The following is a 20308-nucleotide window of genomic DNA, read 5'->3' as shown; positions in this document are numbered from 1 at the left end:
TAACGTAATCAAGCTGCTGACCCGAGGATTTCCATGGCAAACCAACAACTGTTCCTGGGCATCGACTGCGGCACCCAAGGCACCAAGGCGCTGATCCTCGATTCGATCAGCGGCCAGGTACTCGGCCAGGGCGCCGCCGCCCACGACATGATCAGCGGTGCCAACGGCCGCCGGGAACAAGACACCCGGCAATGGCTCGACGCGTTCACCCAGGCCACTCGGCAAGCGCTGGCGGATGCAAAGGTCGATGGCCAGTCGATTCTCGGCATCGGCGTCTCCGGCCAGCAGCACGGCCTGGTATTGCTCGATGAGCAGGGCCAGGTCCTGCGCCCGGCAAAACTGTGGTGCGATACCGAGACGACCGCGGAAAACGATCGTCTCCTGGCGCATCTCGGCGGTGAAGAAGGCAGCCTGGAACGCCTCGGCGTGGTGATTGCGCCGGGCTACACGGTGTCCAAACTGCTCTGGACCCGGGAACAGCACCCGCAGGTATTCGAGCGAACCGCCAGCATCCTGCTGCCCCACGACTTCCTCAACTACTGGCTTACCGGGCGCCATTGCAGCGAGTATGGCGATGCCTCGGGCACCGGTTACTTCAACGTCCGTACCCGCCAATGGGATCGCGCGCTGCTGCGCCATATCGACCCCAGCGGCCGGCTGGAATCGGCCTTGCCCGAGCTGATCGAGGCCCATCAGCCAGTCGGCAGGATCCTGCCCGAGATCGCTGCACTCCTGGGCCTCAATCCCGACGCGGTGGTCGCCAGTGGCGGCGGCGACAACATGATGGGCGCCATCGGCACCGGCAACATCCAGCCCGGCGTGATCACCATGAGCCTCGGTTCCTCCGGCACGGTGTATGCGTATGCCGCCGAGCCCGTGGTCAGCCCGCAAGCATCCGTGGCGACGTTCTGTTCGTCGAGCGGCGGCTGGCTGCCGTTGATCTGCACAATGAACCTGACCAACGCCACCGGAGCGCTGCGCGAGCTGCTGGAACTGGACATCGATACGTTCAATACCCTGATAACCCAGGCACCGATCGGTGCCGAGGGCGTGTGCATGTTGCCGTTCCTCAATGGCGAACGCGTCCCCGCCCTGCCCCATGCCACCGGCAGCTTGCTGGGCCTGACGACCACTAACCTGACCCGGGCCAACCTCTGCCGCGCGGTGGTCGAAGGCACGACCTTCGGCCTGCGTTATGGCCTCGACCTGCTCCGTGCCAACGGGCTCAAGGCCCAGAGCATTCGCCTGATCGGCGGCGGCTCGAAGAGCCCGGTCTGGCGACAGATCGTCGCCGACATCATGGACACTACCGTCATTTGCACCGAACAGAGCGAAGCCGCTGCCCTGGGCGGGGCGATCCAGGCGGCGTGGTGTCATGGCGCCGGGCAAACATCCCTGGCCGACCTGTGCGAGCGCTGCGTCAAACTCGACCCGGCCAGCGAAACCCGGCCCGTCGCCGCGCACGTCGCGGCGTCACAACAAGCCTACGAACGTTACCGGCAACACGTCGCAACCCTTTGAGAGCAGGCAATTATGTATCTGGTATGTGGTGAAGCGCTGTTTGATTTCTTCAGCGCAAACGAAGCGCAGACTCCGGCTTCGCAAGTGAATTTCAAGGCGCTCGCCGGTGGTTCACCGTTCAACGTGGCGGTGGGTTTGCGTCGACTGGGGATCGAGTCGGCGCTGTTCACCGGGCTGTCCACCGACTATCTGGGCCGGCGCTTGAAACAGGTGCTGGTGGACGAAGGCGTCAGCATTCAATTTGCCCAGGACTTCGAGGCCCCTACCACCCTGGCCATGGTCGCTGTCGGCGCCAACGGCTCGCCCCACTACAGCTTCCGTGGCGAAGGCTGCGCAGACCGGCAACTGCGCGTGGAGCATTTGCCGACGCTGGGCCCGCAAGTGCGCGGCCTGCATGTGGGTTCGTTCTCATTGGTGGTGCAACCGGTGGGCGATACGCTGCTGGCACTGGTACAACGCGAAAGCGGCCGACGCCTGATCAGCCTCGACCCGAACGTGCGGCTCAATCCGCAGCCAGACATCGAGTTGTGGCGTTCACGGATCGCGACGCTGGTGGAGTACGCCGACCTGATCAAGGTCAGCGATGAGGACCTGAGCCTGCTCTACCCTGACCGGGACCCACATGAAGTAATTGGGGGCTGGCTGGAGCACCGCTGTCAGTTGGCCTTCCTCACCCGTGGCGGCCAGGGCGCAACGGTGTTCAGCCGTCAGCATGGCGTATGGTCGCTTCCCGCCTGCCCGGTCCAGATCGCCGATACGGTGGGCGCGGGCGACACGTTGCAGGCTGCGCTGATCGCTTGGCTGACCGAGCAGCAGTTGGATGATGTGCAGGGTTTGCATTCGCTGAGCGCGGAGCAGATCGGGGAGATGCTCCATTTCGCCATGCGCGCCGCGGCGCTGACGTGCGGTAAAGTCGGGCCAGACCTGCCCTATCGGCAGCAATTGGTCTAGGAAAAAACGAAAGCTGGACGCCGGGTTCGAAAACATCGGACCCGGTCGTCAGGTTTGCAAAGGTCGGGCGGTGCTTAACGCCCGCTCATCCGGTGTTGCTGGTGGAAATAGTTCCCGTGGCCGTGACCCTGGCCACGGTCGAGTTCGGTACGCAGTTCCGCAATCAGATCGTTAATGGCGCGGCAGCCGGTGAGCTTGGTGGCGTCAATATCACTCTTGACCAACGCCACGCGGTCGGTCTCGTGGTCGTCGTAGATTTTAACGGTCATGGACAGATCAGGTGACAAGGTGCATTGCGAGCGTTTGGGCAGCAGGCTGCTTTCAATGATGTTTCGCATTTCGAGGGCAGATAAAAACATGGCAACTCTCTCCTTTTGAGGCAGCCAATTCATGTTCACGACGGCGGTATTTTCGTCCGATTCTTCCCTGCGGACAGGACTTCGAATGCCGTGCCGTTCGTTCATTTTGGCGTTTTCTGGTGTTGGAGCCCGTCATCGGACTCGGGTATCAACTCGCAAAAAATATGCCCGTAAATCAGTACAGCGACACTGTTACAAATCAATTACTTAGCAGTCAGGTCCAACGCAACGGCCATGCAAAATGCAAGGAAACGGTGTTTTATCCATGCAAACTGCATCGCGCCGCTCAACTTGCCAGGCTGGAGATTAGCCACTATTTCGACTTCACGGGCGGGCACCCGTCGGCTACTTCAAAAAATATGGTGCGCAGGAGCACCTCAAGACGCAGCCATTGCCGCGCGCTCTGCCACGTGGCCCAAGCTGTCGAAGTTGATGTTTGCGCCAGAGTTGATCGCCACCAGTGTCTGGCCCTGCGCTCCGCTGTCCGTCACGTAGCGCTTGATCCCCGCCACCGCCAGGGCGCCGGATGGCTCGGTGATCGAGCGGGTGTCGTCATAGATATCCCGGATCGCGGCGCAGAGCTGGTCGTTGCTGACGGTGATCACTTCATCGACACAGAAACGACAGATATCGAAGCCATGGGCGCCGATCTGCGCGACGGCCACGCCGTCGGCGAACGTGCCGACGCTCGCTAGCGTTACCCGTTCCCCTGCTGCCAGTGCGGCCTGGAGGCATGCGGAGTGTTCCGACTCGACGCCAATGATGCGCACCTCCGGACGCAGGTATTTGACGTAAGCCGCCACCCCGGCAATCAAGCCGCCACCACCGACCGGAACAAAGATCGCATCCAGCTGACCTGGATGCTGGCGCAGGATCTCCATCGCGACGGTTCCCTGCCCGGCGATGACTTGCGGGTCATCGAACGGCGAGACGAATTCCCGCCCGGTCTGCCGAGCCAGGTCCAGGGCGAATTCCAGGGCGAATGGAAAACTCTCACCGTGCAGCAACGCTTCGGCCCCGCGACTGCGCACGCCCAGTACTTTCAGTTGGGGCGTCGTGCGCGGCATGACGATGCACGCCGAGATACCCAACGCTTGAGCCGCCAGCGCCACGCCTTGGGCGTGGTTGCCCGCCGATGCGGTGATCACGCCACGGCTGCGTTGCTCGGGGGTCAGTTGCACGAGCTTGTTATAAGCGCCGCGGATCTTGAACGAGAACGTCGGTTGCAGGTCCTCGCGCTTGAGCAGAATCCGATTGCCCAAGGCCTGGGAGAGCGCCGCAGCCGCTTGCAGCGGCGTGGGCACCGCCAGTTCGTACACCGCAGCGGCAAGGATCTTCTTGACGTAGTGCTCCAGCAGCGTCTGCTCGGGGCTGGTTGGGGTCATGGCGGTCTCCTGGTCGGGTAAAGCCCTGGAGACAGAAAGAAAAAACCCGCCTCTAGGGCGGGTTGGGTGCAGTCGTCGGCTAGCCCGCCAGATAAGGAATGGCGGTAATAATGCTTGGCTGGCTGCGCAGTACGGTGGAAGTCATGGCTCGAAACTAGCCGCGAGGGGCCGGGAAGTCAACGAAAATCCCCGGCCTCCGCGATCCTTTGGCGCTTTTGATCCTGTGGCGAGGGAGCTTGCTCCCGCTGGGTTGCGAAGCAACCCCAAGATCGGACACTCGGTGTGTCAGGCTAATCGCGTTGCCTGCATGGGGCTGCCACGCAGCCCAGCGGGAGCAAGCTCCCTCGCCACGCAAAGCTTCATAACATGCTTATTGCTTCAGCCCGACCTTGTACAGCGCACCGTCATCGTCGTCTGTCAGCACATAGAGGAAACCATCCGGCCCCTGGCGAACGTCGCGGATCCGCTCCTTGAGCTCGCCGAGCAAGCGTTCTTCATGGACAACCTTGTCGCCGTCGAACTCCAGGCGAATCAGGTCCCTGGAAACCAGCGCCCCGACAAACGCGTTGCGTTGCCAGGCCTTGAACCGGTCATTGTCGTAGAACGCCATGCCGCTGAGCCCTGGCGATACCTGCCAGACGTGATGGGGACCGACGGTACCCTTCGCGGTCTTGCCTTGGGCCTCGGGAATCGGCGCGCCGGAATAGTTGTCACCATGAGTCGCCAACGGCCAGCCATAGTTCTTGCCGCGCTCGATGATGTTCAGCTCGTCACCGCCCTTGGGGCCATGCTCATTCTCCCAGAGCGTGCCATTCCAGGGATTGAGCGCGGCGCCTTGGGGATTGCGCAAGCCGTAGGACCAGATCTCGGGACGGACGTTTTTCTGTCCCACGAAAGGGTTGTCGTCCGGCACCTTGCCGTCGGGATAGATCCGCACGATCTTGCCTTGCAGCTTGTCCAGGTCCTGTGCGGTCGGACGGTCGTTGTTTTCGCCCAGGGTGATGAACAGATAGCCGTCCCGGTCGAATACCAGGCGCGAACCGAAATGGTTGCCCGTCGAGAGCTTGGGTTGCTGGCGGAAAATCACGTCGAAGTTGTCCAGGCGCGTCATGTCGCTGGACAACTGGCCACGGCCCACCGCCGTGCCGGCCTTGCCATCCTCGCCCGCCTCGGCATACGACAGGTAGACGGTGCGATCCTGTTTGAAGTCTGGAGAAAGCACAACATCCAGCAAACCACCCTGCCCCTTGGCCCAGACCTCGGGAACACCGCTCAACGGCGCAGACAATTTCCCGTCGGCCTTCACCCATCGCAGGTTACCGGGACGCTCCGTGACAAGCATGCCCTGCTGCTCCGGCAGGAACGCCACGGACCAGGGCCGCTCCAGCCCCCGGGTGACCGTGGTGACTTCGACGGTGCCATCCTCGGCCTTGAATTGCTGGACTGGCGCGGCAGAAGCCGGCGTTGAAAGGGCCAGGGCAGCGCTGGCGCAAAGTGTTGCCAGGAATGTTTTACGCAACATGCACACTTCCTTCTGTGGTGGTGTTGATCGGCACGGTGTCTCAACGATTGCCGTTATTGGTGTGCCGGGGAGGCGTCGGCGCCTCGATGGTGGGGCGTGGCGACCCCGATGGCGGTCCGGAACGCGGGTAGCCGTTGCCGATGCCGCCATTCTCCAGGGTCGGCGGTCGGGGAACCGGAACCGTCGGGTTGTTCCGTATGCCTGGCACGTTGGGCTGGGTGCCCTGCATGCTGTTCGGGTTGGCCCGGCGAATCGGACTGTTGTAGGGATTGTTGTTGCCCGGCAGGTTCTGCGCCACGAGTACTGGATCGGCGCCGGGCGTAGCCGCCTGGGCGGTGGCTGCCGTCAGCAGCACCAGGGTGGCGAGTATCAGCCTGTTCATCGAGACCTTCCTGATTTGATGGGTACGGCACCCGCATTTCGAAAACACGCTACGCCGCAGGTTCGCCGTTGTTAAGCAAAATATCCTCATGAAGATGTAACCAGGCGTCTCCAACTCAGTGCCTCTGGAGGACCCCAACCGCAGCCAGCCGGCGCCCGGTGGAAACTTTTCCAGAGACCCAAGGGTCACCAGAGAGACTATTCACCGGCAAGGAAAACTCCACCATGGCACGGGCTATCTGGAAAGGCGCAATCAGTTTCGGGCTGGTCCACATTCCCGTGGCCCTGGTGTCAGCCACCGCGTCCCAGGGCGTGGATTTCGACTGGCTGGACAAACGCAGCATGGACCCGGTGGGCTACAAGCGGGTCAACAAGGTTACCGGCAAGGAGGTGACCAAGGACGACATCGTCAAAGGCGTGGAATACCAGAAAGGCCAATACGTGCTGATCAGCGAAGAGGAGATTCGCGCCGCCCACCCCAAGTCCACCCAGACCATCGACATCTTTTCCTTCGTCGACAGCGAAAAGATTCCGCTGCAGAACATCGAAAAGCCGTATTTCCTCGCGCCTGACAAACGTGGTGGCAAAGTCTACGCCCTGCTGCGCGAAACCCTGCTCAAGACCAACAAAGTCGCGCTGGCGAATGTGGTGATGCATACCCGCCAGCACCTGGCCGCGCTGATGCCCCTGGAATCGGCGCTGGTGCTGGTGCTGCTGCGCTGGCCCGCCGAAGTCCGCGAACTCGACGTCCTGGAACTGGGCGACGAAGTCACCAACCCGACGCTGGCGAAGGGCGAACTGGACATGGCCAAACGGCTGGTGGAAGACATGAGTGGCGACTGGGACCCCCAGGAGTATCGCGACAGTTTCCAGGAAAAGATCATGGAACTGGTGGAGAAAAAAGCCACCGAAGGCCGGCTCGAAGCGGTGGAAACCGACCCCGGCGAAGAACAGCGCAAAACCGCCGACGTTATCGACCTCACCGAATTGCTCAAGCGCAGCCTCGGCGGCAAGGGCAAGACGGCGGAAAAGCCTGCCGAAAAGCCTGCGGCAAAATCGACCAAGACGCGCAAATCCGCTCCTGCTAAAAAAGCCACCAAGGCCTCCCGGGGCTAACCCCCGGGCGCCTGTAATACAAGGGAATCTGTCATGGCCAAGGCCGAGAGTGAATATGCCCGCCTGTCCGCCGTGGAGGCGGATGAACCAACGACTCGTAGCCGCACCCGCCGGAATGCGCAGACCGACACGGGGCGAATCCCCGAACGTCTGTCGCCGCAGTTGGCGACACCGGTGGAGCAACCGCCGGCCGGTGAGTGGCGCTATGAAGTGCAGTTTCATGGCTACCGGTTGATGGCGCGCATTCAGAACGGCGAGGTCCGGCTGTTCAATCGCCACCATGCGGACTGGACCGATCGCCTCACGCTGCACGCCGAAGCCCTGGCCCAGTTGAATCTGGACGACAGCTGGCTCGACGGCGAGCTGGTGCTGCTCGATGAGACCGGGCATTCCGACTTCCCCGCCCTGCGCCAGGCCTTCGAGATCGGCCGCAGCGTCGACATGCTGTATTTCCTCTTCGACGCACCGTTTCTCAATGGCGTCGACCTGCGCGACAAACCGGTTGAAGAACGCCGCGCAGCCTTGAAAAATGCGCTCAAGAGCAACGCCAGCAAGCGCCTGCGGTTCTCCGAGGCGTTTTCCGCCAGCCAGCATGACATCTTCGAAAGCGCCAGCGCCCTGTCACTGGACAGCGTGGTTGGCAAGCGTCTGGGCAGCCCTTATGCCTCGGGACGGAACGCCGACTGGGTCAAACTCAAATGTCGGCTGCGCCAATGCTTCGTCATCGTCGGGTTCACCCGCCCGCAAGGCACGCGCAACGGCTTCGGCGCACTGTTGCTGGCGGTCAACGGGCCGTCGGGGCTGGTCTATGCCGGCCGGGTCGGTACGGGCTTCAGCCAATCCCAACTCAAACAACTGCATGAACAGCTATGTGCCTTGGAACGTGAAACGTCGCCACTCGACCAGCCGCTCAAAGGCGCACCGGCGCGCGGCGTGCATTGGGTCGAGCCGACGCAGGTCTGCGAAATCGAATTTGCCGAATGGACCCGCGACGGGCTGGTGCGTCAGGCGGTGTTCCTCGATCTGCCCGGCGACCGTCAGGTCAGTCGGGTGACGCGTGAACAACCCATGCCCATCAAAGCCACGCCCGCCAAGCCCAAACGCCGCGGCAAGGCCGACACCGCGAAAGTCGACGGCGTGGTCATCACCCACCCGGACCGCGTCGTCGACAGCGTCAGCGGTGTGCAGAAAGCCGAACTGGCCCAGTATTACCTGGACATCGCCCCCTGGATCCTGCCGCATCTCAAGTTGCGGCCGGTCTCCCTTGTACGGGCGCCGGAAGGGATTGGCGAGGAGCTGTTTTTTCAGAAGCACGCCGATCGCCTGGAAATCCCCCATATCAGGCAACTCGATCCGGCGCTGGACCCGGGCCATGCGGCCTTGATGGAAATCGACAGCATCCATGCCCTGGTCGGCGCGGCGCAGATGGGCACGGTGGAACTGCACACCTGGACGGCGACCCATGACCGGATCGAGACGCCCGATCTGTTTGTGCTGGACCTGGACCCGGATCCGTCGTTGCCCTGGAACGCCATGCTCGACGCGACGCGCATGACCCTGTCAGTACTCGACGAACTGGGTTTGCAGGGGTTTCTCAAGACCAGCGGCGGCAAAGGCATGCACGTCATCGTGCCGCTGGCGCGAAGCGAGGGGTGGGACGTCACCAAGGCCTTTGCCAAGGCCATATCGCAGTTCCTGACCCGGCAGATGCCGCAACGGATCACCGCGACCATGGGCCCGAAAAACCGCGTGGGCAAGGTCTTTATCGACTACCTGCGCAACGCCCGTGGTGCCAGTACCGTCGCCGCTTATTCGGTGCGTGCCCGGCCGGGCCTGCCGGTTTCGGTACCGATCGCCCGGGACGAACTCGCCGGCCTGCGCAACGCGCAGCAATGGGATATCCATACCGCGCTGGAACGGGCCAAGGGCCTGGGCGCCGATCCGTGGGAAGGCTACAGCCATCGCCAACGGATCACGGCGAAGATGTGGGAACAGTTGGAGGCTGAAAAACCGGGCGGCTGAACCATTCAGATCCAGATGAAGATCGCCAGCAGGCCGCCAAAGAACGCCCATTTCTGCAGGTAATACAGCTTGCGATTGCGCTTTTTCAGCGCTTTGCCTTGCAGGCGGATCTTGTACAGCCGGGAAAACGCCCGGTTCAGGCCACCGGTCCGGTCCCCGGCGTCATTCGGCGCGCCAGCAGCGGCCATCACGGAACGGCTGAACCAGCGATTGAAGGCGGTGGCCCAACGAAATCTCATCGGCCGCTCCACGTCGCAGAACAGGATGATACGGTTCTGCGCCGTGGTGTTCTCGGCGTAATGGATGAATGTTTCGTCGAACACCACCGCCTCGCCGTCGCGCCAGTGATAGGCCTCGCCGTCGACATCGATGTAGCAGCCGGCGTCGTTGGGTGTCTGCAGCCCCAGGTGGTAGCGATAAGACCCGGCATACGGATCGCGATGACGCACCAGCTTCGAACCCGGCGGCAGCTCGGCGAACATCGCGGCCTTGATCGAGCCGATGCTCTGCACCAGTTCGGTGGTGCGCGGGCACAGCTTCATCGCCGAGGGATGGCTGTCGCCATACCACTTCAGGTAGAAGCGCTTCCAGCCAGTCTTGAAAAACGAGTTGAAGCCCACGTCGTCATATTGATCGGAGCGCTTGATCTCCCCCGCTTGCAGCAGGCTCTGGCCTTCGGCGCGGATCTCTTCCCAATGGGCCTGCAAGGGACTCAGGTCGGGAAACTGGGCCGGGCTCAGGAAAGGCCTGTTGGGCAGTTTCGAACACAGGTAGAGCAGGCAATTGATCGGCGCAAGGAAGGATGAGTGATCGCTCAACTGGCGCCCGAGTTTATGCCGCACGCGCCCGCGCAGGTGCACATAGCCAATGGAAAGTACGTAGATTGCGACAATAATGAGCTTCACGGATTCGGTCAGGGTCCAGAAGTGAACAGGCTGCTTCTCCGGGGCCAGCCAAGCGGCAAGGGAGATGGCGTCGAGTGAGATGGCATTTTAGCCACAGTTGCCGATTTAAAGTTATCCCTGCGTTGTGAAAAACTGTCTTGCCTGGGTTACACCCTATCGTTAACGCGGCCAGATCAGTACAATCGCCGCCAACTATCAAGCGCCCCCTCTGGCTGACACCGGCAATCCCGGCTTCGGCGCATATCCACTCGGGCCAGGCGCTCCGTATGCAGCTGTCCTCTATATGCCGGATGGACCCTTGCGCCAGTGACCGCCAAGCTGCTTGCGCGGTCGGGACTTGCGCAAACAGGTACTGAACAGGTACTGCCGCACCCTTAGCTACTCTGAATGTTCCGCAGGATAAACCTTTGATCTCTACAGCTAACATCACGATGCAGTTCGGCGCCAAGCCACTGTTCGAAAACGTCTCTGTCAAGTTCGGCGCGGGTAACCGCTACGGCCTGATCGGCGCCAACGGTTGCGGCAAGTCGACCTTCATGAAAATCCTCGGCGGCGACCTCGAGCCGTCCGGCGGCCAGGTGATGCTCGAGCCGAACGTGCGCCTGGGTAAACTTCGCCAGGATCAGTTCGCCTACGAAGAATTCACCGTGATCGACACCGTGATCATGGGTCACGAAGAGCTGTGGAAGGTCAAGGCCGAGCGCGACCGCATCTATTCGCTGCCGGAAATGACCGAAGAAGACGGCATGGCCGTGGCTGAGCTGGAAACCGAATTTGCCGAGATGGACGGCTACACCGCCGAATCTCGCGCCGGTGAACTGCTGTTGGGCCTGGGGATTGGCATCGAGCAGCATTTCGGTCCGATGAGCGAAGTGTCGCCAGGCTGGAAACTGCGTGTGCTGCTGGCCCAGGCGCTGTTCTCCGACCCGGAAGTGCTGCTGCTCGACGAGCCGACCAACCACCTGGATATCAACACCATCCGCTGGCTGGAAAACGTACTGACTCAGCGTTCGAGCCTGATGATCATCATCTCCCACGACCGGCACTTCCTGAACAGTGTCTGCACCCACATGGCGGACCTGGACTACGGCGAGCTGCGCCTGTTCCCGGGCAACTACGACGAGTACATGACCGTGGCGACCCAGTCCCGCGAGCAGCTGCTGTCGGACAACGCCAAGAAGAAAGCACAGATTTCCGAACTGCAGTCGTTCGTCAGCCGTTTCTCGGCCAACGCCTCGAAAGCCAAGCAGGCCACCTCCCGCGCCAAGCAGATCGACAAGATCCAGCTGGCCGAGGTCAAGCCATCGAGCCGCGTCAGTCCGTTTATCCGTTTCGAGCAGACCAAGAAGCTGCACCGCCAGGCGGTCATCGTCGAACGCATGGCCAAGGGCTTCGACGGCAAGCCGCTGTTCAAGGATTTCAGCTTCACCGTCGAAGCCGGCGAGCGCGTGGCGATCATTGGTCCGAACGGCATCGGCAAGACCACCTTGCTGCGCACCCTGGTCAATGAACTGGAACCGGACGCCGGTACCGTGAAATGGACCGACGCCGCGGAACTGGGCTACTACGCCCAGGACCACGCCCATGACTTCGAGGATGACGTCAACCTGTTCGACTGGATGGGCCAGTGGACCCAGGGTGGCGAGCAGCTGGTTCGTGGCACCTTGGGCCGCATGCTGTTTTCCAACGACGAGATCCTCAAGTCGGTCAAGGTCATCTCCGGTGGTGAACAAGGCCGCATGCTGTTCGGCAAGCTAATCCTGCAAAAGCCGAACGTGCTGGTGATGGACGAACCGACCAACCACCTGGACATGGAATCCATCGAAGCGCTGAACCTGGCGCTGGAAAACTATCCGGGCACGTTGATCTTCGTCAGCCACGACCGTGAGTTCGTATCGTCCCTGGCAACCCGCATCATCGAGCTCAGCGCCGACGGCGTGGTCGACTTCAGCGGCACCTATGACGACTACCTGCGCAGCCAGGGTGTGTTGTTCTAAAACAGCTTCAAGCTGAAAGCTGCAAGTAAAAGCCCTGTCCATGTGACGGGGCTTTTTCATGACCGCGACATAAAACCTGTGGGAGCGAGCTTGCTCGCGATGAGGCCCAGCCTGTCAGCATCTAAGTGCCTGACCCACCGCCATCGCGAGCAAGCTCGCTCCCACAATGGCCCTGTTCCCAAATAGAAGTGGGTGACTTCAGCTCACTATGAGGCTATCACTGATGGCGAACCGTTAGCCTGCTTCCTTTTCTCCCCCGCACCCGCCATGATGAAGCACTCTTACCGCTGCCCGCGAACGAGCCGCCATGCCAACGCCCCAGCCCGCCCCCAGTTCCCTGTCGATCACCTTGCAGATCGTCTCCATCGTTTTTTATACCTTCATCGCCTTCCTCTGCATCGGCCTGCCGATTGCCGTGTTGCCTGGGTATGTCCATGAGCAACTGGGCTTCAGCGCGGTGGTGGCCGGGCTGACCATTGGCTCACAGTATCTGGCGACCTTGCTCAGCCGGCCCATGGCCGGGCGACTGTCGGACAATGTCGGCACCAAGCGGGCGATCGTCTACGGCCTGGTGGGCATCCTGCTCAGTGGCGTGCTAACGCTGTTGTCGACGCTGCTGCAAAGCTTTCCGTTGCCCAGCCTGTTGATCCTGATTGCCGGGCGTTTGCTGCTCGGGGTCGCCCAAGGCCTGATCGGCGTCGGTACCATCAGCTGGTGCATGGGACAGGTCGGCGTGGAGCACACCGCCCGTTCGATCTCCTGGAACGGCATCGCTTCCTATGGTGCCATCGCCATCGGCGCACCGCTGGGGGTGGTCATGGTCGGCGGCCTGGGCTTCGCCAGCCTGGGCATCGCCTTGTCGTTATTGGCCGGCGGCGCATTGCTGCTGATTCGCAACAAACCCTCGGTGCCGGTCGTTCGCGGCGAGCGCCTGCCCTTCTGGGCCGTGTTCGGACGCATTGCACCGTTCGGGACAAGCCTGTGCCTGGCCTCGATCGGCTATGGCACCCTGACCACCTTCATCACCCTGTTCTACCTCAGCCGAGGCTGGACCGGCGCCGCCTGGTGCCTGACCGTTTTCGGTATCTGCTTCATCCTGTCACGGTTGCTGTTCATCTCCAGCATTGCCCGTTTCGGTGGCTTCAACTCGGCCATTGTCTGCATGAGCATCGAGACCCTGGGCCTGGTGCTGCTGTGGCTGGCGCCCTCCACCGCATTCGCCTTGGTCGGCGCGGGGCTGGCGGGCTTCGGGTTGTCGCTGGTGTACCCGGCGCTGGGCGTGGAGGCCATCAAGCAGGTGCCCAACAGCAGCCGCGGCGCCGGCTTGAGTGCCTATGCGGTGTTCTTTGACCTGGCACTGGCGATTGCCGGACCGTTGATGGGCGCGGTGGCATTGAACCTTGGCTATTCGTCGATCTTTTTCTTCGCCGCCTTGCTGTCGATCATCGGCCTGGGCCTGACGCTGGTGTTGCGTCGGCGAGCCGAAAGCCCGCATCACTGATCGGCAGTCCGCAGGCCCGCACGGGTCGGCTTTCCCAGTGCCTGGCTGAAGAAGCGACTGGCTTCGGTGATCATGGTGCGGTGGATGTCCTTGCGATCAACGCCGTCGGCATCGGTGCACAGCGCCGGCATCGCCGCGATCTGCTCGTCCGTACAGGGCGCCATGAAAACAAAGTGCCCGGCCCCGGCCAACGTCTTGAAATCCGGCGCGGTAGGCAGCTTGCGCGCCAGGGCAGCGGCGTTCTTGTCGAAAGCCACCAGTTTGTCGCCGTCGCCGCTGTAGAGCAGCACCGGCACATGGACATCGGCCAACGTGTGCCGACCGAACTTCAAACTCAACGGCGCCATGAGCAACAGCGCGCGGACCCTGGGATCGGCCACCGGATACAGGTCATCACGGTCGGCAATCAGCTCACCCTGGGTATTGCAGGCGTCACGGTCATCCGGTCGCTCCTGGCAATAACGGCGCAGGCGATTGAGGTCCGGCGTGGCGCCAGACAGGATCAACGCGGTTTCGCCACCGGCCGAATAGCCGATCACCCCCACCTGCCCGGCGTTGACGAAGGGCGCCAGCATCGGGTCGTTCAGCGTCGCGGTGATGGCTTCGGAGATCTGGATCGGCCGCCCGTACAAGTTACTCAGCGTACCGAGTCGGCTGTGATCCTGGGCGTTATCGCCGGGATGAATCACCGCCACCACGACGAAGCCCTTGCGGGCCAGCGACGTGGCCAGATCGTGCAGGGCCAGCGGCGTGCCGGTATTGCCGTGGGACAGCATCAGCAGCGGAAACCGCCCGATGGCGATCTGTGCATCCGCCGCCGCATCGATCTGATAGCCGCCCAACAGACTGGATTGCTCCTTCGCGGTGGAGGGGTAAAACGCGATGGCATGCATCGGCTGGTGGTCCAGCGGATCAGGAAAATCCAGCTCATGAAAGCCCGCGCTCCAATGCGGATGTGGCGCCGGCGCGGCCTGCACCGAACCGAGACCGCTCACCCAGCAGAACAGCAGCAGCGCACCAAGACGCATCATCGAATAGTCCACCTTCACCCACCCACCAGGAGCCACGTCGCTCGCCGCTCCGGCCATGCACGACCTGCGCCATGTTTCCCAGCGCCAAATGCAGGAAAACCCTGCACCCCAGCCATCCGATGACGACGAGAATACAGGGTTTTCCGGAGGTTGCCCGTAGAGCTTGATGCCTCGATGCAAGCCTTACGCAGCGGCGAACTGCTGGCTGATCTGCAGCTTGGCCTCGCTGATGGCCTTGGTGCGCATGTCGTCACCGTAAGCCAGGCCTTCGGCGCGAACAAATTCGATGTCGGTGATGCCGAGGAAACCGAACATCAACCTCAGGTATTGTTCATGCCCCACGCTGCTCGGTTGACCGGCGTGCAGGCCGCCCGAGGTGGAAACGATGACCAGCTTCTTGTCTCCACACAGGCCTTCCGGGCCGGCTTCGGTGTAGCGGAAGGTCTGGCCGGCCACGGCGATACGGTCGATCCAGGCTTTGAGTTGGGTCGGGATGCTGAAGTTGTACATCGGTGCTGCGATCACCACCGCGTCGGCGGCGAGGAACTCGGCCAGGGTCGACGCGCTGAGGTCAGCTTCGTGCTGTTGAGCGGCATCGCGCAATTCGGTGCTGGTGCCGGCAGCGACCAGGGTCTGCGCGGAAAAGTGGCTGATGGCGTCAGCGGCCAGGTCACGATAGGTGACGTTGATAGCTGGCTCGGCGGCTTTCCAGGCTTGCACCAGTTCACGGCTCAGTTGGCGCGAAGCGGAGTTGTCGCCGAGGATGCTCGAATCGATGTGCAACAGTTTCATGTGAATGCTCTCCAAGTGAGGATCGCAACCAGGCGATCAATTGACAACAATCCTATCGATGAAGCCAATCCGAGATAAGTCTGCAAGAATGTGATGGTTCGTTCCACTGACAGGACAATCGATTCGACATGCAAGACCTTAATGACCTGTATTACTTTGCCAAGGTGGTTGAAGCCGGTGGCTTCGCGGCCGCCGGGCGCTTGCTGGGCATCCCCAAGTCACGCTTGTCACGGCGAATCGCCGAGCTCGAAGAGCGCCTTGACGCCCGACTGCTGCAACGCACCACCCGCCAATTGAAGCTGACCGCCGTGGGTGAACGTTACCTGCGTCATTGCCAGGCCATGTTGCTGGAAGCGGAGATGGCCGACGAAGCGGTGGCGAGCATGTCCAGCGAGCCCCGTGGGCGTTTGCGGGTGTCGAGCCCGGTGGGCCTGGCGCACCAGTTCCTGCCGGTGATCATCGAAAGCTTCCTGGCAAAATACCCGCAGGTGCAGTTGGAGATGATCCTGCTCAACCGGCGCGTGGATCTGATCAGCGAGGGCATCGACGTGGCGTTGCGCGTCCGTGACCTGGGTGACGAAGACCCGCTGCTGATGACCCGGCGCTTGCGCCAGGCCCGCCTGACCTTGGTCGCCAGCCCGGGACTCGTTGAAGGGCGACAGATTGAAACCCCGGACGACCTCAGGCAATTGCCGGTGCTGGGAGCGCTGGAGGCGGACCGTCTGGTGCATGTGCGCTTGCTCAGTACCGCAGGGCAAAGCGTCGAGCTGGCCCTGGAGGCACGCCTGGGCATCGACGACTTTATCGTGCGGCGCGCCTGCACCTTGACGGGCCTGGGCTTTACCCTGTTGCCGAGCATGTATTGCGAAGAAGAACTGCGCGACGGTCGACTGGTGGAGCTGTTGCCTGGATGGTCATCACCGGATGGCTGGCTCCAGGCGGTCTATCCTCACCGGCGCGGCATGCTGCCGGCGGTGCGCGCGTGGATCGATCATCTGGTGGAAGCTTTTGCACAATGTGGAGACAGGACGATATGAGCTTGAGCGAAGAGGACGTCGCGCAATTCTGCCTGGGCTTGCCGGGCGCCCGGGAAGACTATAAATGGGGCGGCGTGCGAGTATTCTCGATCGCCGGCAACAAGATGTTCGCCTTGCAGAACCTGCGGGGGGATTCGTTGGCGTTCAAGGTCGACAAGGACCTGTTTCTCGGCCATTGCGACCGCCCCGGCATTCATCCGGCGCCGTACCTGGCCAGGGCCCAATGGATCATCATGCAAGTGCCCTACCCGCTGGGCGATGAGGAGCTGCGCAGTTTGTTGCGACGTTCCCATCAGTTGGTGGTCAGCAAGTTGCCCAAGCGCACGCAGGTTGGGTTGTTGCTGTAGCGGCTCAGCCGGGTTGCAGCCGCTGCCTACCAATGTGGGAGCGAGCTTGCTCGCGATAGCGGTGCCACAGCCAGTGAAGATGTTGGATGTACCGGCGTCATCGCGAGCAAGCTCGCTCCCACAGGGAACGCATACCGATCAGAACAACGCCAACAGATGGCCGCCCAGGAACAACTGGTCGATCCAGAATCCCTGGTGCAACACCACGATGAACCAGAACACCACTTGAAACGACACTTTGCGGGTCTTGTGGCGAAACATCTGCTGGGCCAGCAATGCGCCTGGCCAGCCACCGGCGAGTTCGACCGCGTGCAGGATGTTCTCCGGCGTGCGCCAGGCATCGGCGCGTGCCTTGCGCTTGTCGCTCCAGTAAAGCAGGAACGCCACGGCACTGACGACTCCGTAAGCCGTCATGGGCACCCACGACTCGCCCCGCAATCCGAGCAGCAGCGAGCCAAAAAGCGGCAACGCGCAAAGAATCGCAAATACCGTCAACTTGAGGCGCAGGTTCTGCACGGCCCCGCCGGTGTTACGTGCGACTCGCCTGGCCGATTCGTTCAAGGCTGGGCAGCCGTCCAGTCGACCCAGCCGAATTGCCAGGTCGCCAGGATCAACAGGCCGAACGCAATCCGGTACCAGGCGAACACCGCATAACTGTGGCTGGCGATGAAGCGCAGCAGGCCCTTGACCGCGATCATGGCGAAGATGAACGCGGTGATGAAACCGATGGCAAACACCGGGAAATCCGCCGGGACAAACAGCTCGCGGTATTTATAACCCGAGTAGACCGCCGCGCCGACCATGGTTGGCATGGCCAGGAAGAACGAGAATTCGGTGGCGGTCTTGCGCGACAGGCCGAACAGCAGGCCGCCAATGATGGTCGCACCGGAGCGAGATGTGCCGGGGATCATCGCGATGCACTGGGCCAGGCCGACTTTCAGCGCATCCTTCCAGGTCATGTCATCCACGGTTTCGGCATGCACCGTGTGCTGGCGCCTCTCGGCCCAGAGCATCACCAGACCACCCAATACCAGTGCGGTGGCGACCGTGATCGGGTTGAACAGGTAATGGTGGATCCAGTCGGCAAGCAGTACGCCCAGTATCACCGCAGGGAAAAACGCGATCAGCAGGTTGGCGGTAAATCGGCGAGCGCCGGGCTGGGTCGGCAGGCCCAGCACCACATCGAAGATCTTGCGCCGAAACTCCCAGACCACCGCCAGGATCGCACCGAGCTGGATGATGATGTTGAACGCCATCGAGCGCTCCCCACCGAATTCGAGCAAGTCGGCGACAACGATCTGGTGCCCCGTACTGGAAATCGGCAGGAACTCCGTCAGCCCTTCTACCACGCCAAGAATCAATGCCGAAAAGGCCGTCCACAAATCCATTCATCCCCCAGAAAAGCCTGTCGTTTCAGGCCTTGTCGCTATTCAAATGTTACGCAGGTGCACGCAGCGGCTGCACGATAACCGCGACGTTGCAAAAAAAACCAATGAAAAATCAGAAGCGACTCAGGTTTTGCGCTGCGGGGCCGAAATCCTATCAGACAAGCCCTGATAACGCTGCCGCGTTATGACCCAGGTCAATCGCGCGTAGACGTCGAGCGTTAAAGTGCCGCCGTCGTTAATGACAAGAATAAAAACCGGAGTGACAGCGTATGAATAGCTTGCGCAGTGTATCGATCAGCCGACGCCTGTGGCTCATCCTGGTCGTGGCCATCGTGATGTTGTTCACGCTGGGCGCGTTCATGCTCAAGCAGATCCACACCGATCTGTATCAGGCCAAGGTTCAGAAAACCCAACATGTCGTGCAGACCGCCAGCGGCGTACTGAGCTATTACCATGGCCTGGAGACTGCCGGCACCCTGACGCGCGAGGCGGCGCAGAAGCAGGCGCTCAGCGCGGTGCGCGGCCTGCGTTATGACCAGAATGACTACTTCTGGATCAATGACCTGGCGCCGGTCATGGTCATGCACCCGACCAACCCGAAACTTGAAGGGCAGAACCTCTCGGCCATTCGCGATCCAAACGGTTTTGCGCTATTCAACGAAATGGTCGCCATTGCGAAGGCCAAGGGTGCGGGCATGGTCGATTACCTTTGGCCCAAGCCCGGCGCCGAGGCACCGGTGGGGAAAACGTCCTATGTGAAACTGTTCGAGCCTTGGGGCTGGATCATCGGTTCGGGCGTGTACGTGGATGATGTACAGGCGGAATTCCAGTCCCAGTTGATCAAGGCTTCCTTGATCGGCTTGGCGATCACCTTGTTCATGGGCCTGCTGTTGACGCTGATCGTACGCAGCATCGTTCGGCCCTTGCAGGAGACAGTCAATGCCATGGCCAACATCGCCAGCGGCGAGAGCGACCTGACCCGCACCCTAGATGCCCATGGCCAGGACGAAGTCACGCAATTGGCCAAGCACTTCAATGCCTTCACCGCCAAGCTGCGCCAGGTGGTGGGTCAGTTGCAGGTCTCAGCCAGTGAGTTGGGGCAATCGTCCAGCGACTTGGGCAACGACGCCGCCCAGGCCCAGCAGCGCAGCCAGCAGCAATCGCAACAGATGGAGCTGGTAGCGACCGCCATCAACGAAGTGACTTATGGCGTGCAGGATGTGGCGAAGAATGCCGAACACGCCGCCAGCGAAATGCGCGACGCCGAATCCCAGGCCCAGCAGGGCCAGGTGAACATCGACGGCAGCCTGCAGCAGATCGACCGGCTCTCCCAGACCATCGACCAGGCCGTGGAAGTGATCCGCACCCTGGCCAGCGAAAGCACCCAGATCGGCAGCGTGCTGGAAGTGATCCGCTCGATTGCCGAGCAGACCAACCTGCTGGCGCTCAACGCCGCCATTGAAGCCGCCCGCGCCGGCGAGCAAGGTCGCGGTTTTGCCGTTGTGGCCGACGAGGTGCGCCTGCTGGCCCAGCGTACGCAGAAGTCCACCGCTGAAATCCAGGCGATGATCGAACGCCTGCAAAATCATTCCGAAGCCGCGGTGAAAGTCATCAGCGACAGCAGCCGTGCCTCGCAACTGACCATCGAGCAGGCCGGACTGGCCGGCGCCAGCCTCAACGCCATCGGCCAGGCCCTGCGCAACCTCAACAGCCTGAACGCCTCCATCGCCAGCGCCACCCTGCAACAGGCGCATGTGGTTGAAGACATCAACCAGAACGTCACCCAGGCCGCTGGGCTGTCCCACAGCACCGCCATGGCCGCGGAACAGTCCAGCGTGGCAAGCGCCCGCCTCAAAGGCCTGAGCGAACAACTGAACGGCCTGCTCAAGCAGTTTCGAGTCTGAGGCTGGTGGTCCCACAGTGGTTTTGTGTTGGCCCCAGATTTGGTGCCCACCACAAAACGCCCTGTGGGAGCGAGCCTGCTCGCGAATGCAGTAGCACATTCAGCACTGATGCAAGCTGACCCGCCGCCTTCGCGAGCAGGCTCGCTCCC

General features: G+C 61.8%; 18 protein-coding genes. 9 read left to right on the top strand and 9 right to left on the bottom strand.

Annotation, left to right across the window (positions count from 1 at the left end; all coding sequences use genetic code 11):
- Positions 1-33 precede the first annotated feature (33 nt).
- Together xylB and J3P94_RS12925 are read left to right on the top strand one after the other, a co-directional pair.
- Positions 34-1521 (top strand): xylulokinase, encoded by a 1488-nt coding sequence (gene xylB / locus J3P94_RS12930; RefSeq protein ID WP_434573878.1) that lies wholly within the window; start codon positions 34-36, stop codon positions 1519-1521.
- A 12-nt stretch (positions 1522-1533) separates the two neighbouring features.
- Positions 1534-2472 carry a carbohydrate kinase family protein gene (locus tag J3P94_RS12925; RefSeq protein ID WP_434573877.1) on the top strand — a complete coding sequence of 313 codons (939 nt, stop codon included), beginning with the start codon at positions 1534-1536 and terminating at the stop codon, positions 2470-2472.
- A gap of 74 nt (positions 2473-2546) precedes the next feature.
- Here the strand turns inward: J3P94_RS12925 and J3P94_RS12920 are convergent, their stop codons facing one another.
- The 4 genes from J3P94_RS12920 to J3P94_RS12905 all read right to left on the bottom strand — a co-directional run bounded on the left by J3P94_RS12920 (position 2547) and on the right by J3P94_RS12905 (position 6120).
- Positions 2547-2831 carry a DUF1652 domain-containing protein gene (locus J3P94_RS12920; RefSeq protein WP_434574161.1) on the bottom strand — a complete coding sequence of 95 codons (285 nt, stop codon included), beginning with the start codon at positions 2829-2831 and terminating at the stop codon, positions 2547-2549.
- Positions 2832-3208: 377 nt separating this feature from the next.
- Positions 3209-4216 (bottom strand): threonine ammonia-lyase, biosynthetic, encoded by a 1008-nt coding sequence (gene ilvA / locus J3P94_RS12915; protein ID WP_434573875.1) that lies wholly within the window; start codon positions 4214-4216, stop codon positions 3209-3211.
- A gap of 370 nt (positions 4217-4586) precedes the next feature.
- On the bottom strand, positions 4587-5738 hold the full coding sequence (locus J3P94_RS12910) for a PQQ-dependent sugar dehydrogenase (protein ID WP_434573873.1): 1152 nt from the start codon (positions 5736-5738) through the stop codon (positions 4587-4589).
- A gap of 40 nt (positions 5739-5778) precedes the next feature.
- Complete coding sequence (locus tag J3P94_RS12905; protein WP_434573871.1) at positions 5779-6120, bottom strand: hypothetical protein; 342 nt, start codon at positions 6118-6120, stop codon at positions 5779-5781.
- A gap of 224 nt (positions 6121-6344) precedes the next feature.
- Here J3P94_RS12905 and J3P94_RS12900 point away from each other — a divergent pair, with 224 nt between their 5' ends.
- Together J3P94_RS12900 and ligD are read left to right on the top strand one after the other, a co-directional pair.
- The gene (locus tag J3P94_RS12900) at positions 6345-7235 is read left to right on the top strand and encodes a Ku protein (protein ID WP_434573869.1); all 891 of its coding nucleotides are present in this window, start codon (positions 6345-6347) and stop codon (positions 7233-7235) included.
- A 33-nt stretch (positions 7236-7268) separates the two neighbouring features.
- Positions 7269-9257 carry a DNA ligase D gene (gene ligD, locus J3P94_RS12895; protein WP_434573867.1) on the top strand — a complete coding sequence of 663 codons (1989 nt, stop codon included), beginning with the start codon at positions 7269-7271 and terminating at the stop codon, positions 9255-9257.
- 5 nt (positions 9258-9262) lie between these two features.
- Here the strand turns inward: ligD and lpxO are convergent, their stop codons facing one another.
- Positions 9263-10162, bottom strand: a complete 900-nt coding sequence (lpxO, locus tag J3P94_RS12890; protein ID WP_434573865.1) for a lipid A hydroxylase LpxO — start codon at positions 10160-10162, stop codon at positions 9263-9265.
- A 407-nt stretch (positions 10163-10569) separates the two neighbouring features.
- On the opposite strand from lpxO, the gene J3P94_RS12885 reads away from it, so the two are divergent.
- Positions 10570-12159, top strand: coding sequence for an ABC-F family ATPase (locus J3P94_RS12885; protein WP_215005954.1), 1590 nt, complete (start codon positions 10570-10572; stop codon positions 12157-12159).
- Positions 12160-12466: 307 nt separating this feature from the next.
- Positions 12467-13660, top strand: coding sequence for an MFS transporter (locus J3P94_RS12880; protein ID WP_434573863.1), 1194 nt, complete (start codon positions 12467-12469; stop codon positions 13658-13660).
- On the opposite strand, the gene J3P94_RS12875 is transcribed toward J3P94_RS12880, so the two are convergent.
- Together J3P94_RS12875 and J3P94_RS12870 are read right to left on the bottom strand one after the other, a co-directional pair.
- A complete protein-coding gene (locus J3P94_RS12875) occupies positions 13654-14691 on the bottom strand; it encodes an alpha/beta hydrolase family protein (RefSeq protein ID WP_434573861.1) in 1038 nt (345 codons plus the stop codon). The two genes, J3P94_RS12880 and J3P94_RS12875, sit on opposite strands and share 7 nt — an antisense overlap.
- Positions 14692-14874: 183 nt before the next feature.
- Positions 14875-15483: an FMN-dependent NADH-azoreductase gene (locus J3P94_RS12870; protein ID WP_434573860.1), complete on the bottom strand. Its 609-nt coding sequence runs from the start codon at positions 15481-15483 to the stop codon at positions 14875-14877.
- A gap of 128 nt (positions 15484-15611) precedes the next feature.
- Here J3P94_RS12870 and J3P94_RS12865 point away from each other — a divergent pair, with 128 nt between their 5' ends.
- The gene (locus tag J3P94_RS12865; protein WP_434573858.1) at positions 15612-16520 is read left to right on the top strand and encodes a LysR substrate-binding domain-containing protein; all 909 of its coding nucleotides are present in this window, start codon (positions 15612-15614) and stop codon (positions 16518-16520) included.
- Positions 16517-16867 carry an MmcQ/YjbR family DNA-binding protein gene (locus tag J3P94_RS12860; protein WP_434573856.1) on the top strand — a complete coding sequence of 117 codons (351 nt, stop codon included), beginning with the start codon at positions 16517-16519 and terminating at the stop codon, positions 16865-16867. Before J3P94_RS12865 ends, J3P94_RS12860 begins: the two co-directional genes overlap by 4 nt.
- A gap of 138 nt (positions 16868-17005) precedes the next feature.
- Here J3P94_RS12860 and J3P94_RS12855 read toward each other — a convergent pair whose 3' ends face one another.
- A complete protein-coding gene (locus tag J3P94_RS12855; protein ID WP_434573854.1) occupies positions 17006-17428 on the bottom strand; it encodes a DUF1294 domain-containing protein in 423 nt (140 codons plus the stop codon).
- Complete coding sequence (locus J3P94_RS12850) at positions 17425-18255, bottom strand: undecaprenyl-diphosphate phosphatase (RefSeq protein WP_305500687.1); 831 nt, start codon at positions 18253-18255, stop codon at positions 17425-17427. The genes J3P94_RS12855 and J3P94_RS12850 overlap by 4 nt, the downstream gene beginning before the upstream one ends.
- Positions 18256-18524: 269 nt before the next feature.
- Here J3P94_RS12850 and J3P94_RS12845 point away from each other — a divergent pair, with 269 nt between their 5' ends.
- Positions 18525-20159, top strand: a complete 1635-nt coding sequence (locus J3P94_RS12845; RefSeq protein WP_434573853.1) for a methyl-accepting chemotaxis protein — start codon at positions 18525-18527, stop codon at positions 20157-20159.
- Positions 20160-20308 lie beyond the last annotated feature (149 nt).

It is taken from the genome of Pseudomonas sp. Z3-8, from assembly GCF_051131975.1.
In the GTDB taxonomy this organism is placed as follows: Bacteria; Pseudomonadota; Gammaproteobacteria; order Pseudomonadales; family Pseudomonadaceae; genus Aquipseudomonas.
Note: the sequence above shows the minus strand (reverse complement) of the source record. Positions and strands in the feature narration are given on the sequence as shown.